We start from the raw sequence: 16,517 nt of genomic DNA, 5'->3' as shown, positions 1-16,517 counted from the left end.
TCCATCCCTGTCGTTCCTTGGGGACTCAAATAGTGCAGTTGGGACCAAACGCCAATGATCATTTGCATTGGAGCAGACGCGGCGGCGCCGATCAGAGCTGTGTCACCATGCGGTGCGAGCCGGGATGGATCATGCGAACGAAAGTGATTGGCTTTTGCGGCAGGTAGGTCAGGCGCTCGATGACGAACACGGGATCGTTCACGCCAAGATCGAGCATGTCGGCTTCGTCCGGGTCGGCGAGCCCAGCATGGAACACGATTTCAGCCTGCGAAAACGGCGAGTGGGTGACAAGCCATTCGTTCGGGCTGACGGTCTCGAAAGTCTCGTGGCGAATGGCCGGCACTGCGTCCAGATTGATCCAGCGGTCTTCATACTGGTAGGGCTTTTCATCGGAAAGGTGCAGACAGCGCACATGCAGCATGTCCTTGGCTTTGGTGATGCCAAGGCGCTTCGTCACGCCTGCCGGCGCCTTTTCCACCACATTGGAAACGAGGCGAAATTGATAGGCGCCGCCCTTGTTCTCGATCTCCTGGCGCACGATGGGGATGACGAAACGTGCCTCGCGCATCGGATGCAGCGCAACACGCGTGCCGGCCTTGCGCTTGCGCACCAGAACGCCGCCGCGCGCAAGCTCCTGCAGCGCCCGGTTTACGGTGGCACGGGCGCAGCCAAACTCGACTGCAAGCACCTCCTCGCCGGGTATCAGCGCGCCGGGCGCCCAGACACGCTCGGCGATGCGGCGCGCCATCTCGGCCTTGATCGCATGGAACGATTTGCGCGCGGTTGCCGTCACACTCTCTCCAGAATCGACCCAAGGCGCGCCTTGTAGGACTTGAATATTGCGGCGCGATCACGATGCCTGCCTTCGCGCACGACATGGCGTCCGGCCGACCAGACGTCGCTGACTGCCTCTCTGTCGCCGGCAAATATCCAGCCGTCAAGCAGCCTGTCGCCGGTAAGGCCTATAACGGCTGCGTTATCAACTTCAAGGGCAATCATATCCGCCCATTTGCCGGCTTCGAGGCTGCCACTCGCCCGCCCGAGTGCCTGAGCTCCGCCCTGCAGGGCGGCGTCGTAAAGCGTGCGGCCGCAGGATTTTCCGTCGCGCGAAAGCGTGACGCGTGAGACGTCGCGCAGACGCTGGCTGTATTCGAGCTGGCGCAGCTCCTCGGAAGGCGCAATACGAATATTGGAATCGGATCCGGTGCCGAACCGTCCGCCAGCGTTCAGATATTGGACGCCGTTGAAAATGCCGTCGCCAAGATTTGCTTCGGTGATCGGACACAGGCCGACAACCGCGCCGCTCGCCGCGACGCGCAGCGTCTCATCCTCATTCATGTGGGTCGAATGGATGAGGCACCAGCGCTCGGCGACGGGCAGATGATCGAGCAACCAGCTCATCGAGCGCTGGCCATAGGCGGCCTCGACTTCCTGAAGTTCTGGAATCTGCTCGGCAATATGGATATGGAAAGGAACGCCCGGAAAATGGTGTTCCAGCGCCTTTAAGTCGCGTTCGTTCACTGCGCGGATGGAGTGGGGCGCGACACCGAAGCCAGCATCGGGGCTGACGCTGGCCGCAGCTTTCTTTGCCTCTTCAGCCAGCCGCACATAGCGGTCGAGCTGGTTTCCGAACCGAAGCTGACCGCCGGCGAGCGCACGGCCATCGACGCCGCCCTGCATATAGGCGACGGGTAAAATCGTCAGCCCGATACCGGTTGCGCTGGCGGCGGCGGCGATGCGTTCCGACAATTCCCCGAGCTTTGCATAAGTCGCACCGCCGGGCTGATGGTGCACATAATGAAACTCGGCGACGCTGGAATAACCGGACTCCAGCATTTCGACGAAAGCGAAGGCGGCAATCGCCTCAATGTCCTCAGGATCGAGAATATCGAGAAAGCGATACATGACTTCGCGCCACGTCCAGAAGCTGTCGCGCCCGGCGGGGCTGCGTGCCTCCGACAAGCCCGCCATGGCGCGCTGGAAGGTGTGACTGTGCAGGTTGCTTTGCGCGGGGAGCAACGCGTCGACGGTATAAGCATCTGATTCTGCGATGGTTTCCGGTGTCACCGACGCGATGCGTCCGCTCGCGTCCACGCGGATGAGAACGTTGTTTTCCCAACCATTGGCGGTCAGGGCCCTGCGCGCAAAAACTGATTTCGTGGCCTCGCTCATTTCTTCTCCTGCACCCGATTGACATAATATGTATATACATAATAATGGTATGAGCAAGACCATAATGGGACACGGCCAACGCCAATGAGAAAAATCCTTTCGGGACTTCGGATCGCAACGCTGGAAGGCATCGGAGCGCCTTACGGCTTGATCGAGGAGGGCGTAATCGGCGTGGAAGGCGACCGCATCGCCTGGGTTGGCAAAGACGTTCCGGGCGACTGGAACCATGTAGAAATCGAGAATTTCGGTGGCAGGCTGGCAACGCCGGCGCTTGTCGATTGTCACACCCACCTCGTTTTCGGCGGCAACCGCGCCCGCGAGTTCGAAATGCGCCTTGAGGGCGCAACCTATGAGGAAATCGCGCGCGCCGGTGGCGGCATCGTGTCGTCGGTCAAGTCAACTAATGCGCTCAGCGAGGATGAACTGGTGGCGCAAAGCCTGCCGCGCCTCGACACGCTGCTGGCCGAGGGGATTTCGACGATCGAGATCAAGTCCGGTTATGGCCTGAATATCGAAGCCGAACTCAAGATGCTGCGCGTTGCGCGAAGGCTCGCGACGCTGCGCCCGGTTCGGATCAAGACGAGCTATCTTGGCGCGCACGCTGTGCCGCCCGAATATAAGGGACGTGCGGACGATTACATCGCCGAGGTCGCCCTGCCGGGTCTCGAAGCGGCACACGCGGAAGGACTGGTCGATGCGGTGGACGGTTTTTGCGAAGGCATCGCCTTTTCGCCGGCACAGATCGCGCGCGTGTTCGACAAGGCCAAAAGCCTTGGCCTGCCAGTAAAACTTCATGCCGAGCAATTGTCCAATCTCGGCGGCGCAAAGCTTGCGGCATCCTACGGCGCCCTGTCGGCCGACCATCTTGAATATCTCGACGCCGAGGGCGCCAATGCCATGGCCGAAGCCGGTACCGTTGCCGTGCTCCTGCCCGGCGCCTTCTATGCCCTGCGCGAGGAACGGGCCCCGCCCGTGAAGCTTTTACGAGAAGCAGGCGTGCGTATCGCCGTCGCCACCGACTGCAATCCCGGCACGTCGCCGCTCACCTCCTTGCTTTTGACGATGAACATGGCGTGCACTCTGTTTCGCCTCACCGTCGAGGAAGCACTCGCCGGCGCTACCCGCGAGGCAGCGCGCGCACTCGGCCTTCACAAGGATATCGGCACGATCGCGCCCGGAAAACGGGCCGAGATTGCGATCTGGAATGCAGAGCAACCGGCGGAGCTCTGTTACCGCATTGGCTTCAACCCGCTTCACCAGCTCTTCTTGAAAGCGTAACCATGACTGTTGTTCTCCACCCCGGCTCCGTGCCTATTTCAGTATTGGAAACCATCTATTGGCAGGGCGAGGCCGTACGGCTGGACCAGTCGTTCAAGGCCGGGATCGAGGCTGCAGCGGCACGCATTGCCGAGATTGCGCGGGGCAATGCTCCCGTTTACGGGATCAATACGGGCTTCGGAAAGCTTGCCAGCATCAAGATCGATGCGGCCGATGTGGCGACCCTGCAACGCAATCTCATCCTTTCCCATTGCTGCGGCGTCGGCAACGCGCTGCCCGAAAACATCGTGCGCCTGATCATGGCGCTGAAGCTGATCTCGCTCGGCCGCGGCGCCTCCGGCGTCCGTCCTGAGCTCATCAGCCTGATTGAGGGAATGCTCGACAAGGGCGTCATCCCCGTCATTCCGGAAAAGGGCTCGGTCGGCGCATCGGGCGACCTCGCTCCGCTCGCGCACATGGCCGCAGCCATGATCGGCGAAGGCGACGTCGTCTTCGGCGGCGAGCGTATGCCGGCGGGCGATGGCCTTGCCAAGGCCGGGCTGAAACCGGTCGTACTTGCCGCCAAGGAAGGGCTCGCGCTGATCAACGGCACCCAGGTTTCTACCGCGCTGGCTCTCGCAGGTTTGTTCCGTGCTCACCGGGCTGCCCAGTCGGCCTTGATCACCGGGGCGCTCTCGACCGACGCGGCAATGGGCTCGTCCGCGCCGTTTCACCCTGATATCCATACCTTGCGCGGGCATCGCGGCCAGATCGACACCGGGGCAGCGCTGCGCCGCCTCCTCGAAAATTCACCAATTCGCGAAAGTCACATCGAAGGCGACGAGCGCGTGCAGGACCCCTATTGCATCCGCTGCCAGCCGCAGGTTGACGGGGCGTGCCTCGATCTCTTGCGCATGGCCGCACGCACGCTCGAAATCGAGGCCAATGCCGTCACCGACAACCCGCTGGTCCTCAGCGATGGTTCCGTCGTCTCGGGCGGCAACTTCCATGCTGAGCCCGTGGCGTTCGCTGCGGACCAGATCGCGCTTGCCATCTGCGAAATCGGCGCGATCGCCCAGCGCCGTATCGCATTGCTGGTCGATCCAGCCTTGAGCTACGGCCTGCCGGCATTTCTTGCGCGCAAGCCCGGCCTCAATTCCGGATTGATGATCGCGGAGGTCACCTCCGCAGCGCTCATGTCAGAAAACAAGCAGATGTCGCATCCGGCTTCGGTGGATTCGACGCCTACATCGGCCAACCAGGAAGATCACGTTTCCATGGCCTGCCATGGAGCCCGACGGCTTCTGCAGATGACCGATAATCTGTTCTCGATCATCGGCATCGAGGCGCTGACGGCGGCGCAAGGCATCGACCTGCGCAGTCCGCTCGCGACGAGCCCGGAACTCACCCGCGCCCACAGCGTTATCCGCTCAGCGGTGCCGACACTTGACGACGACCGCTATATGGCGCCGGACCTTCAGGCCGTAAGCGAGCTTGTTGCCTCAGGCGCACTGAACGCCGCGATTTCGGCCGAAATTCTCCCAGTTCTGGATACGCGTCTATGAGCATTGTCGAGGTCAAACAGGGATCGCTGCCGATCATCCTCGGATTTCCGCACACAGGCACGGATGTGCCTGCCGAAATCTGGTCGCGTCTCAACGAGAACGGCCAGCGTCTCGCCGACACCGATTGGCATGTGGACCAACTCTATGATGGCCTCCTGCCAGGCGTCTCGACAGTCAGGGCGACGTTCCACCGCTACGTCATCGATGCGAATCGCGATCCTGCGGGTGGCAGTCTCTATCCAGGCCAGAACACCACGGCGCTCATTCCGGAAACTGATTTCGACGGGAAGGCCATATGGCGCGACGGCGAAATGCCGACGTCAGCCGATACGAAGCTGAGGCTCGAACAGTTTCATCGCCCGTATCATGAGGCCCTGTTTGAGGAAATCCAGCGGGTGCGCAAGACGCATGGGCTGGCCATCCTCTACGATTGCCATTCCATCCGCTCGCATATCCCGTTCCTGTTTGCAGGGAAGCTGCCGGATTTCAACATCGGGACCAATGAGGGCACAAGCTGCTCGCCGGAAATTGCCTCTGCGGTTGGCCGCATTGCTTTTGCCGCCCGCGGCTACGACGCCGTGATCAACGGCCGCTTCAAGGGCGGCTGGACGACACGCCATTATGGCAAGCCCTCCTCGAATATTCACGCCATCCAGATGGAACTGACGCAATCGTCGCATCTTGCGACTGAAGTGCCACCGTTCGACTATGACGAAGGCAAGGCCGAGAAGTTGCGCAGGCATCTTAAGGACATACTCGAAATCATCGCACAGACCGCCATTAAACTGGGGAGCAAGTAATGAACAATCCGCGGCACAATATCCGGGAAATCCGCAGTCCCCGGGGCAATGAGCTCAACACCAAATCCTGGATGACCGAAGCGCCCCTGCGGATGCTGATGAACAATCTCGATCCGGACGTTGCCGAGAACCCCAACGAACTCGTCGTCTACGGCGGCATTGGTCGCGCTGCGCGCACCTGGGACGACTTCGACAAGATTGTTTCGACGCTGAAGACCCTCAACGAGGACGAAACGCTGCTCGTCCAGTCCGGCAAGCCCGTTGGCGTATTCAAGACGCACTCCAACGCGCCGCGTGTTCTCATTGCCAATTCAAATCTGGTGCCGCATTGGGCGACCTGGGATCATTTCAACGAACTCGACAAGAAGGGTCTCGCCATGTACGGGCAGATGACCGCGGGTTCGTGGATCTACATTGGCACGCAGGGCATCGTGCAGGGTACCTATGAAACCTTCGTCGAGGCCGGCCGGCAGCATTATGACGGCAACCTCAAGGGCAAATGGATCCTCACGGGTGGCCTTGGCGGTATGGGCGGCGCACAACCGCTCGCCGCGGTCATGGCCGGCGCCTGCTGCCTCGCCGTCGAGTGCAATCCGGATTCGATCGATTTCCGCCTGCGCACCCGCTATGTCGACGCCAAGGCGGAGACGCTCGACGAGGCGCTGGAAATGATCGATCGCTGGACCAAGGCCGGCGAAGCCAAATCGGTTGGTCTTCTCGGCAATGCCGCGGATGTTCTGCCGGAACTCGTACGTCGCGGCGTACGGCCTGACATGGTGACCGACCAGACCTCGGCGCACGATCCGATCAACGGTTATCTGCCCAAGGGCTGGACCCTTGCCGAATGGCGTGAGAAGCGCGAGAGCGACCCTAAGGCCGTAGAAAAGGCCGCGAGGGCCTCCATGCGCGTACATGTGGAAGCCATGCTCGCGTTCTGGAACCAGGGCATTCCCACGCTCGACTACGGCAATAATATCCGACAGGTCGCCAAGGATGAAGGCCTTGAAAACGCCTTTGCTTTCCCCGGCTTCGTGCCGGCCTATATCCGTCCGCTCTTCTGCCGCGGCATCGGTCCCTTCCGCTGGGCCGCCCTGTCGGGTGATCCGGAAGACATCTACAAGACGGACGCCAAGGTGAAGGAACTGACGCCAGGCAATACGCACCTGCACAACTGGCTCGACATGGCACGCGATCGCATCGCCTTCCAGGGGCTGCCGGCGCGCATCTGCTGGGTCGGTCTCGGCGATCGCCACCGTCTCGGCCTTGCCTTCAACGAAATGGTGCGAAACGGCGAACTGAAAGCACCGATCGTCATCGGCCGCGATCACCTCGATTCCGGTTCCGTCGCTTCGCCGAACCGCGAGACGGAAGCGATGAAGGACGGCTCTGACGCCGTCTCGGACTGGCCACTGCTCAATGCGCTCCTCAACACCGCGTCGGGCGCCACCTGGGTGTCGTTGCATCACGGCGGCGGTGTCGGGATGGGCTATTCGCAGCATTCCGGCATGGTGATCTGCTGTGACGGCACGGACGACGCCGCGGAGCGGATCGGCCGCGTGCTCTGGAACGACCCGGCCACCGGCGTCATGCGCCACGCCGATGCGGGCTACGAGATCGCAATCGAATGCGCCAAGGAAAAGGGTCTTAACCTGCCCGGTATCCTCGGCTGATGCGTATATTGCGCGCCGGCGCCCACAAGCGCATGCCGTGGAAGAATGGCGCCGGCGTGACCACCGAGATCGCCATAGCGCCGAAAGGGGCTGCAATCGACAGCTTCGATTGGCGCATCAGCATGGCGAAGGTGCCGGATTCCGGCCCCTTCTCCGCCTTTGCCGGCATCGACAGGGTACTGGCGGTGCTTGACGGCGCCATGAATTTACAAGTTGGCGCCGGCACGCCCGTGAAACTGGACTCAACCTCACCGGCACTACCGTTTCCCGGTGATATACCGACGCGCGCCGATGTCATTGAGACAGTAACCGATCTCAACGTCATGGTGCGCCGCGGCCGTTTTGCCGCCCGTGTTACACCGCTCGAACGCCAGGAACTGACAGCGGAAGCCAAGGAAACATTTCTGCTGCTTCGCTCAAAAGCTACGTTGCATGCGGGCGAAACCGTCGAAATCGACGATGTGATCCACCTTGCTCGCGGTGAAACGCTGGCCTTCGTCCGCAAACCCGAAAGTTGCTGGCTGATCGAGATCGACGCCTCCTGATTTCATTGTCGCTTTGCCGCATAGATTTTGGGCTCACGCTGATGTATTTGATTGGCTCGAACTGGAATCGGGGCGTTGATGCGCGGAATTTGGCACGACTGGCGAACGGCATTGCGCATACTTTGCGCCATTGCGCTCGTATGCGTTGCCTTCGCGCATAAGCCGGTTGCCGCCGAAGCCCAGCCAATCGATCTTGCCGCCTATACGCTTCCCGACGGCACCGTTCCTGTTCTCTGCCTCCCCGGCAGCGGCGGCGAGGACAGCCACAAAAGCGTCTGGCATGGCACGGGCTGCGAAGCGTGCCGACTCGCCGCATCGTTTATTCTGGCGGTTCCGCCATTTGTATCGGAAGCGAAATTCCAGCCGGCGCAATCGATAGCGATAGCGCGCAAATCGATCCTGATCGCGCGCAGCCTCTATCCGCCTTCGGCGCCGCCGCAAGCCCCACCTTTCGCCTGACACAGTTCGTGCCGTAGCGGCACGTCACGACGGCCTGCGTTTGCAGTTCGTCATGCTTTATCGTCAGACGATTGGATTACCAATGACCATTTCGAGCGTGGCTTCCGCGAAGCCCAATACAATTAGCCTCTCCCTTTACCGGGCCGTGTGGCGCTGGCATTTCTTTGCCGGCCTGCTGGTCATCCCCTTCATGCTCAACCTCGCCATCACCGGCGGCCTTTATCTGTTCAATGACGAGATCGACAATACGGTCTTTGCCTATCGCAATGTCGTCGAGCCGACGGGGACCGCTCTTGCTCCCTCGCTCTTGACTGAAACCGCCAAGGCAGCCGTGCCGGGCTCCAAGGTCCTGCGCTATCGCGCGCCCGCCGAGCCAAGCAAGTCGGTGCGCGTCATTGTTGGCACGAAAGCTGGAAAAACCTACGTCTTTCTCAACCCATATACCGGCGCTGTTCTCGGTACGGTTGCAGAGAAGGAAGAGTTCAACTGGGTCGTCAAGAAGATCCACAGCCTCGAATATTTCGGCCTACCCTTCAATCGTATCGTCGAAGCGGTGGGCGGCCTCGCCCTCATTCTCGTCGTCACCGGTTTCTACCTCTGGTGGCCGCGCAAACAGACCGGCGGCGTCGTCAGTGTTCGCGGCACACCGCAGAAGCGCGTGTTCTGGCGCGACCTGCATGCCGTGACCGGAGCTGGCGCAGGGGCGTTGATCTTCTTCCTTGCGATCTCCGGCATGCCCTGGTCCGGCTATTGGGGCGATAAAGCCAACTCCGTCCTTGCCAATGCCGGCCTCGGTTATCCGACCCAGCTTTGGGACGAGGTTCCGAGTTCTGAGGTGCCGACCAAGGATGTCCTGACCAATGCCGGTTGGACGGTCGAAAACGCGCCAGTTCCGACATCCTCGCCGAGCAGTGCTTCGCCGGTAGGTCTCGACAGCATCGTGGCGTCGGCCAACGCGGCTGGCCTGACCCCGGGATTCGAGGTGTCGCTGCCCTCAGGCAAGACCGGCGTCTACACCGCTGCGATCTTCCCAGACGATATCGCAAAGCAGCGGACCATTCACTACGACCAGTACAGCGGCAAGCCCCTCATCGACCTGAAATTCGGCGATTATGGCGCGGGCGCCAAGGCGATGGAATTCGGCATCGGCGTTCACATGGGCCAGTATTACGGGGTCGCCAACCAGATCGTCATGCTCATGACCTGCCTCGCCATCGTCCTGACCTCGGTGACCGCTGTCGTCATGTGGTGGAAGCGCCGCCCGTCCGGTCGGCTCGGCCTACCGCCCATGCCCACGCAGAAAAGTGTTTTCGCTGTCCTGACCCTTGTGATCCTTGGCTTCGGCGTACTCTTTCCCCTCACCGGGTTCGCCATTCTCGCAATGTTGATCCTGGATCAGTTGCTCACGCGCATACCCTCGCCCCTCAAACGTGTATTCTCTTGAAATCCGAAGTGGAGACCCATTCCATGAAAACACTATCAACAATTGCCGCGGCGCTTCTCGTGTCCGCTTCTTTCGCCCTCACGGCGGCCGCCCATGATCACTCGGCAATGCAGGCTGGCACGGAAATGACTGACGCCGGCGCGATGGAGCCGGTAAAGGCCGGCGACCTCACCTTGAGCGATGCGTTCACGCGCGCCACGCTGCCCGGAGCCAAGGTTGGCGGCGGCTATGTGACGATCGCCAACGGATCGAAGGAAGCCGACCGCCTTATCGGCGGCTCCACGCCTGTTGCGGAACGGGTCGAGGTTCATGAAATGAAGATGGATGGCAGCGTCATGAAGATGCGCCAGCTGAAGGAAGGCCTCGAAATTCCGGCTGGCGAGACGGTAAAGCTGGCACCCGGCGGCCTGCACCTCATGATGATGGGGCTGAAATCGCCGCTCAAGGAGGGCGACATGGTTCCTGTTACCCTGGAGTTCGCCAAGGCCGGCAAGGTGGACCTGCAATTGATGGTCGGCGCGGCCAACGCCACCGACATGGGACATTGAAATGGGGATTCGGCTTCTGCGCTATGGGCTGTGGGCGGCTATTGCCGTCCTCTCCCTTTTGCTGATCATCACCTATGTCAATACCCGTCTCGGCAGCCAATCTGCGGGGGTGAAACTCGGCACGCCCTTCAACCTCACCGACCAGAATGGAGCGCCCATCACCGAAGCCGCATTCGAAGGCCATCCAAGCGTGCTCTTTTTTGGCTTCACGCATTGTCCCGAAGTCTGCCCGACAACTCTTTTCGAGATGTCGGGCTGGCTGAAGGACCTTGGCGAAGAGGGCAAGGACCTGCGGGTTTTCTTCATCTCCGTCGATCCAGAGCGTGACACACCGGATGTCATGAAAGGCTACACCACGGCTTTCACCGACAGGATCACCGGCATTACCGGCAAGCCGGACGAAATCGAGAAGGTGCTGAAAGCATGGAAGATCTATGCTCGCAAGGTGCCGACCGAGAACGGCGACTACACGATGGACCATACGGCCTCGGTAATCCTGCTCGATCGCGATGGAAGACTGAAGAGCACGATTGACTACAAGGAGAGCAAGGACGTCGCCCTCAAGAAGTTGCGCCTGCTCATCGAAAGCTGATGGCACGTGGTTTCTCGTCGCGCTTTTTCTGGCCCGGCGAGAAATCTTGCCACAGGAAGACCGTTCCAGATTTTGTGGCGTTTGGAACAATTGTATACTAAAATACTCATAATTTCCTAGAATAATTCTAACCTATTGATATTTTTAATAGTTTTAAAGATTTAGTGTTTGACTTTATCAGGTTCGCCAGCCTTTATGCGAACTGGCGCGAGGTGCGCCGGCATCCCACGGATGCATCCCTTTGATGTCTGGGCCTTGAACCCTTTCGATTGGAGGACCTTATGATTGGTCTTTTTCTGCCACGCCTGCGCGTGGTTTCCCTGCTGCCACGGCAGCAACTGCTTTTGTCCTCCAGTCCGAAGCGGCTGGCCGATATTCTTCCGGGTCGCCGCAAAGGCTCTTTCGCTGCAACACGCAATCACGAAAGGGCAGGCGATGTATCCGCATCTGACTGAATCGCATGGCGGCAACGGCTGCTATTTCGATCGAACTCCGGAAAAGCTCGTTCTCGAAGGTTATCGCCGTTGGACTGCGGGCTTCGAAACCGGATCGGTAATCGCCTGGGAGATGGCTTTCGGTCTCTACAGCGAACTGCTCGGCAGTCGCAACGGCAATCGGGCGCTCTCGGAACTGTCGTATTTCATCCGCACCCTGCGCCATTGCGCACTGTGCCCGTTGAAGACATTTCCATTCGGTTCGCACCATGTATGCCGGGAGGAATGCCTGACTTTGGGGCTGATCGCGGGCTTACAAAATTGTGACATGGTTGCGGCCAGAACTTGCCTCAATGCCATGGCATGTCCTTCCCGTCAGGAGGATGTGGAGAACGCTGCGATCACCTTTGCCGAAACGCTGGTCGAATTGGACCAAGTGCTTTTGCCGATACCGAAATTCGCAATCGACGACATTATTTCGCGCCCGCAGCGCGCGAGCCTGCACTAAAGGGACGAGACAATGATCATCAGTTCACGGCTGGAACGCCGCCTTTCCATCACTGCGACTGCGCTTCTGACGGCAGCCGCCTTCGCCATGCCGATCAAGACCCGGACATTCACTGAAAGCCGGCCATCCGCAAACTACGTGAATGTCGCCGAGGCCGGGACGAGCGACAGAACCTACCGCGACCACGGCAGGGCGCGGCCACGTTAAGAGCGGTTCGGCCCCGTGAATTGCGGGGCCGCTTCCGTAACGTCCGGCATCCCGTTAGACAACTATTCCACGATAGTATGATTTTTCAGGAACGGGGCGAAATCGGGCGCCGCGTTCCCAATTTTCCGATCGTGCCCGGCCCATCAGGAATCCTGTGCTCCGGCCCATTAGACGACCGTTTCGATAGACTAAGGCGCTTGCGGTAGAATATTCTAATTTTTCCCTGTAAAAGGAATTCTTTCTAACGCCCTTAATTTTGGGGCCTCTGCTACGCTTCAGTTCTCATCATACGGAGGCAGGCATGAAAGATTCCCGATTTTCCCTAACATTCGCGGCAGCGTTGCTTGCAGCAACGATCGCCGTCCAGCCGATGTCTGCTGCCTTTGCGGACACCACCCTTCTCAACGTCTCCTACGATCCGACGCGCGAGTTCTACAAGGATTTCAACGCGGCGTTCGCGGCGAAGTGGAAAGCCGACACCGGCGAGACGATCACCATCCAGAGTTCGCATGGCGGATCGGGCAAGCAAGCCCGCGCAGTGATCGACGGACTCGATGCCGATGTTGTGACGCTCGCCCTTGAAAGCGACATTACGGCGATTGCCGAGGCGACGAAGAAAATCAATCCCGATTGGCGCACCAAATATCCGCACAATGCAGCGCCCTACACCTCGACCATCGTGTTTCTGGTTCGCAAGGGAAACCCCAAGGGCATCAAGGACTGGGGCGACCTGATCAAGGATGACGTACAGGTCATCACTCCAAATCCGAAGACTTCGGGCGGCGCACGCTGGAATTATCTGGCAGCCTGGGCCTGGGCCTATGGCCAGTACGGCGGCGACGAAGCCAAGATCAAGGAATATATCGCGACGTTGTTCCAGCACGTTCCGGTCCTCGATACCGGCGCCCGCGGCTCGACGACGACCTTCGCCCAGCGCGAACTTGGCGACGTCCTGCTTGCCTGGGAAAACGAAGCCTATCTGTCGCTGGCTGAATTCGGCGAGGACAAATTCGATATCGTCGTTCCGCCGCAGTCGATCCTTGCCGAACCGCCGGTTGCTGTCGTCGATGGCAATGTCGATGCCAAGGGCACGCGCAAGGCTGCCGAGGCCTATCTCCAGTATCTCTACTCCGAAGAGGGCCAGACCCTCGCCGCCAAGCATTTCTATCGTCCGGCCGAACCGGAACTGGTCGCTCCAGATCTCATCAAGAAATTGCCGGAGTTGAAACTGGTGAAGATCGATGATCCTATCTTCGGCGGTTGGGCCAAGGCGCAGCCCTACCACTTCGGAGATGGCGGAACGTTTGACCAGATTTACAAGCCGAAACAGTAACAGCATGATTTCCAACCTCGCGAAAGCAGGTTGGCGGTTTAAGAGGCCGAGTGTCATTCCGGGATTTGGAATGACACTCGGCTTCACTCTTGCCTACCTCGCATTAATTGTTCTTATTCCTTTAACGGGTCTCGCATGGCGTTCCGCATCCCTTGGCTGGGCCGGGCTATGGCATGTCGCGACCGATCCCCGCACCCTCAACGCACTCAAGATCAGCTTTGGCACGGCCTTTGTCGCGGCGCTGATCAACGTCTTTTTCGGCGTCGTCGTTGCCTGGGTGCTGGTGCGCTATCGTTTTCCGGGTCGCCGCATCATCGATGCCATTGTCGATCTCCCCTTCGCCCTACCGACAGCAGTGGCCGGTATCGCGCTGACGTCGATCTACGCCAAGAACGGCTGGATCGGACGCTGGCTTGATCCGCTCGGCATCAAGGTTGCGTTCACGCCGATCGGCATCACCATCGCGCTGATCTTCGTCGGCCTGCCTTTCGTGGTGCGCACTGTGCAGCCGGTGATGGAAGAAATCCGAACGGAGGTCGAGGAGGCTGCGGCCACGCTCGGCGCCAACCGGTTCCAGACGATCACGCGTGTGTTGCTGCCCGGTCTTCAACCGGCGATTCTCACCGGCTTTGCCCTCGCCTTCGCCCGGGCAGTCGGCGAATATGGTTCGGTGATCTTCATCGCCGGCAACCTGCCTTACGTATCGGAAATCGCACCGCTCCTCATCGTCATCCGACTTGAGGAATTCGACTATGCCGGCGCGACGGCGATCGCAGCGATTATGCTGCTGATCTCGTTCGCCATGCTCTTCATCATCAATCTCATTCAGGCGTGGAGCCGCAGGAGGTATGGCTATGGTACATGACCTGTCCCAGACCGCAGCCCCCGCAGCGGCGACCTGGCACCCGGCAACGACCGAGAGCCGCGGCTCACGCTATGTGCTGATCGGCATCACACTGGTGTTTCTCGGATTGTTCCTCGTCCTGCCGCTCGTTTCGGTTTTCGTCGAGGCATTCCGCAAGGGACCGGCCGAATATTTCACCGCGCTCATAGAACCCGACGCGCAGGCTGCCATCCGCCTGACGCTGCTCGTCGCCGCTATCGCCGTGCCGCTTAATCTTGTCTTCGGCGTGGTCGCCGCATGGACCATCGCCAAGTTCGAATTCAAGGGCAAGGCGTTCCTGACAACGCTTATTGACCTGCCGTTCTCGGTCTCGCCGGTAATTTCGGGCCTGGTTTATGTGCTGCTATTCAGCTCGCACAGCTTGCTTGGGCCATGGTTCAAATCGCATGGCATCGAGATCCTCTTTGCCGTGCCCGGCATCGTGCTTGCGACGGTTTTCGTGACCTTCCCCTTCGTTGCCCGTGAATTGATCCCGCTGATGCAGCATCAGGGCACGACCGACGAGGAAGCCGCGCTCTCGCTCGGGGCGAATGGCTGGCAGACTTTCTGGCACGTGACATTGCCGAACATCAAATGGGGCTTGCTCTACGGCGTGCTTTTGTGCAACGCCCGCGCCATGGGGGAATTCGGCGCCGTGTCCGTCGTATCAGGCCACATTCGCGGGCTGACCAATACGATGCCGCTGCATGTCGAAATTCTTTATAACGAATATAATTTTGTCGCTGCGTTCGCGGTGGCTTCGCTTCTGGCGCTGCTGGCGCTGGTCACGCTTATTCTCAAGTCATTGCTTGAGATGCGATACGGCGCGGAGCTGCGGGCAGCAGGCGGACACTGAGAGGGTTTGAAATGGATGTTCGCGTAAGTGGTGTGCGCAAGGAATTCGATCGCTTTCCGGCGCTGCACGACGTTTCACTGGAAATAAAGTCGGGCGAACTTATCGCCCTGCTTGGCCCGTCCGGGTCGGGCAAGACAACTCTGCTGCGCCTGATCGCCGGGCTGGAATCCCCCACCGAGGGCAAGGTGTTCTTCGGCGATGAAGACGCATCGCTGAAGTCGGTCCAGGAGCGCAATGTCGGTTTCGTGTTCCAGCATTATGCTCTGTTCCGGCACATGACGGTGATCGACAATGTTGGTTTCGGGCTGAAGGTACGGCCCTCGAACACGCGGCCCGCCAAGGACGAGATCCGGCGCCGTTCATCGGAGCTTCTCGACTTCGTCCAGCTTTCAGGTCTGGAAAAGCGCTACCCCGCGCAGCTGTCGGGCGGCCAGCGCCAGCGCGTCGCCCTCGCTCGCGCGATGGCAATCGAGCCGCGCGTTCTGCTGCTCGACGAGCCTTTCGGCGCCCTCGACGCCAAAGTTCGCAAGGAACTCCGGCGCTGGCTGCGCGAAATCCACGACAAGACCAAGCATACGACCGTCTTCGTGACCCATGATCAGGATGAGGCGCTTGAACTTGCCGATCGGGTCGTGGTGATGAGCCAGGGCAGCATCGAGCAGGTCGGCACGCCGGACGAAGTCTACGACAAGCCAAACTCGCCGTTCGTCTATGGCTTCATCGGTGAATCGAGCCGCCTGCCGGTTCGTATCGAGAGCGGAACTGTCTGGATTGGCGAGAAGTCACTTGGCCTTAAGGCCGACCGGCCCGATGGCGACGGCATGCTCTATTTCCGCCCGCACGATGTCGAGCTGGTGGACGGCTCCAACGGCTGCATCGCGGGTACGGTCGTCGCGAGCCGCCGTGTCGGCGCAACGCGGCGCGTCGAACTGATGGTCGCGGGTGCTGACGAGCGTATCGAAATCGGCATTGATGCCGACCACCCTGCGACTGAACTCTCCGGCATCGCTTTCAGGCCGAGACATTTTCGGGTCTTTGCCCGCGATTGAAGCAGGTAATGCGGCGTTGGCGGGATCAATGCGATCCCGCCTTTTTTGTTTGGGGCCACCCCTTGCAACCAAAGCCTGCCTTAACAGTTTCCGGCTGAAATACGCCAAAAGCCCAATGGAAATCTGACTCATTTTCATCAAAACTGATCGCTAGAGGCGAAAGTGCTTCTAGCGTCATTGCCTTGAGCCGATTAG

At 60.0% G+C, this 16,517-nt stretch carries 17 protein-coding genes; 15 read left to right on the top strand and 2 right to left on the bottom strand.

The window, feature by feature from the left end; translation table 11 throughout:
• Positions 1 to 91: 91 nt before the first annotated feature.
• Positions 92 to 793: a GntR family transcriptional regulator gene (locus AC1DNI_RS02695; RefSeq protein ID WP_477690723.1), complete on the bottom strand. Its 702-nt coding sequence runs from the start codon at positions 791 to 793 to the stop codon at positions 92 to 94.
• On the bottom strand, positions 790 to 2,172 hold the full coding sequence (locus tag AC1DNI_RS02690; RefSeq protein ID WP_477690722.1) for a formimidoylglutamate deiminase: 1,383 nt from the start codon (positions 2,170 to 2,172) through the stop codon (positions 790 to 792). The genes AC1DNI_RS02695 and AC1DNI_RS02690 overlap by 4 nt, the downstream gene beginning before the upstream one ends.
• Positions 2,173 to 2,256: 84 nt before the next feature.
• Here AC1DNI_RS02690 and hutI point away from each other — a divergent pair, with 84 nt between their 5' ends.
• From hutI to AC1DNI_RS02615, 15 genes are all read left to right on the top strand, one after another.
• Positions 2,257 to 3,450, top strand: coding sequence for an imidazolonepropionase (gene hutI, locus AC1DNI_RS02685; protein WP_477690721.1), 1,194 nt, complete (start codon positions 2,257 to 2,259; stop codon positions 3,448 to 3,450).
• A gap of 2 nt (positions 3,451 to 3,452) precedes the next feature.
• Positions 3,453 to 4,994, top strand: a complete 1,542-nt coding sequence (hutH, locus tag AC1DNI_RS02680; protein WP_477690720.1) for a histidine ammonia-lyase — start codon at positions 3,453 to 3,455, stop codon at positions 4,992 to 4,994.
• Positions 4,991 to 5,794, top strand: a complete 804-nt coding sequence (gene hutG / locus AC1DNI_RS02675) for an N-formylglutamate deformylase (RefSeq protein ID WP_477690719.1) — start codon at positions 4,991 to 4,993, stop codon at positions 5,792 to 5,794. The genes hutH and hutG overlap by 4 nt, the downstream gene beginning before the upstream one ends.
• Positions 5,794 to 7,464, top strand: a complete 1,671-nt coding sequence (gene hutU, locus AC1DNI_RS02670; protein WP_091946833.1) for a urocanate hydratase — start codon at positions 5,794 to 5,796, stop codon at positions 7,462 to 7,464. The genes hutG and hutU overlap by 1 nt, the downstream gene beginning before the upstream one ends.
• Positions 7,464 to 8,009, top strand: coding sequence for a HutD/Ves family protein (locus tag AC1DNI_RS02665; RefSeq protein ID WP_477690718.1), 546 nt, complete (start codon positions 7,464 to 7,466; stop codon positions 8,007 to 8,009). Before hutU ends, AC1DNI_RS02665 begins: the two co-directional genes overlap by 1 nt.
• 78 nt (positions 8,010 to 8,087) lie before the next feature.
• Positions 8,088 to 8,468, top strand: coding sequence for a hypothetical protein (locus tag AC1DNI_RS02660; protein WP_477690717.1), 381 nt, complete (start codon positions 8,088 to 8,090; stop codon positions 8,466 to 8,468).
• Between the two features lie 82 nt (positions 8,469 to 8,550).
• A complete protein-coding gene (locus tag AC1DNI_RS02655) occupies positions 8,551 to 9,912 on the top strand; it encodes a PepSY-associated TM helix domain-containing protein (RefSeq protein WP_477690716.1) in 1,362 nt (453 codons plus the stop codon).
• Positions 9,913 to 9,935: 23 nt separating this feature from the next.
• Positions 9,936 to 10,460 (top strand): copper chaperone PCu(A)C, encoded by a 525-nt coding sequence (locus AC1DNI_RS02650; RefSeq protein WP_477690715.1) that lies wholly within the window; start codon positions 9,936 to 9,938, stop codon positions 10,458 to 10,460.
• A gap of 1 nt (position 10,461) precedes the next feature.
• Positions 10,462 to 11,052: an SCO family protein gene (locus AC1DNI_RS02645; RefSeq protein ID WP_477690714.1), complete on the top strand. Its 591-nt coding sequence runs from the start codon at positions 10,462 to 10,464 to the stop codon at positions 11,050 to 11,052.
• A 435-nt stretch (positions 11,053 to 11,487) separates the two neighbouring features.
• Positions 11,488 to 11,994 (top strand): hypothetical protein, encoded by a 507-nt coding sequence (locus AC1DNI_RS02640; RefSeq protein ID WP_027230612.1) that lies wholly within the window; start codon positions 11,488 to 11,490, stop codon positions 11,992 to 11,994.
• Positions 11,995 to 12,006: 12 nt separating this feature from the next.
• Positions 12,007 to 12,201 carry a hypothetical protein gene (locus AC1DNI_RS02635; protein ID WP_027230613.1) on the top strand — a complete coding sequence of 65 codons (195 nt, stop codon included), beginning with the start codon at positions 12,007 to 12,009 and terminating at the stop codon, positions 12,199 to 12,201.
• Between the two features lie 301 nt (positions 12,202 to 12,502).
• Positions 12,503 to 13,534 (top strand): sulfate ABC transporter substrate-binding protein, encoded by a 1,032-nt coding sequence (locus AC1DNI_RS02630; protein WP_477690713.1) that lies wholly within the window; start codon positions 12,503 to 12,505, stop codon positions 13,532 to 13,534.
• Between the two features lie 4 nt (positions 13,535 to 13,538).
• The gene (cysT, locus tag AC1DNI_RS02625) at positions 13,539 to 14,399 is read left to right on the top strand and encodes a sulfate ABC transporter permease subunit CysT (protein WP_027230615.1); all 861 of its coding nucleotides are present in this window, start codon (positions 13,539 to 13,541) and stop codon (positions 14,397 to 14,399) included.
• Positions 14,389 to 15,273 (top strand): sulfate ABC transporter permease subunit CysW, encoded by an 885-nt coding sequence (cysW, locus tag AC1DNI_RS02620; protein ID WP_027230616.1) that lies wholly within the window; start codon positions 14,389 to 14,391, stop codon positions 15,271 to 15,273. The genes cysT and cysW overlap by 11 nt, the downstream gene beginning before the upstream one ends.
• 11 nt (positions 15,274 to 15,284) lie before the next feature.
• Positions 15,285 to 16,322 carry a sulfate/molybdate ABC transporter ATP-binding protein gene (locus tag AC1DNI_RS02615; protein WP_477690712.1) on the top strand — a complete coding sequence of 346 codons (1,038 nt, stop codon included), beginning with the start codon at positions 15,285 to 15,287 and terminating at the stop codon, positions 16,320 to 16,322.
• The last annotated feature ends 195 nt before the right edge of the window (positions 16,323 to 16,517 follow it).

Source organism: Phyllobacterium sp. 01N428 (assembly GCF_056399405.1).
The sequence above is the reverse complement of the archived record's forward strand: the minus strand, read 5'-3'. Positions and strand labels throughout refer to the sequence as shown.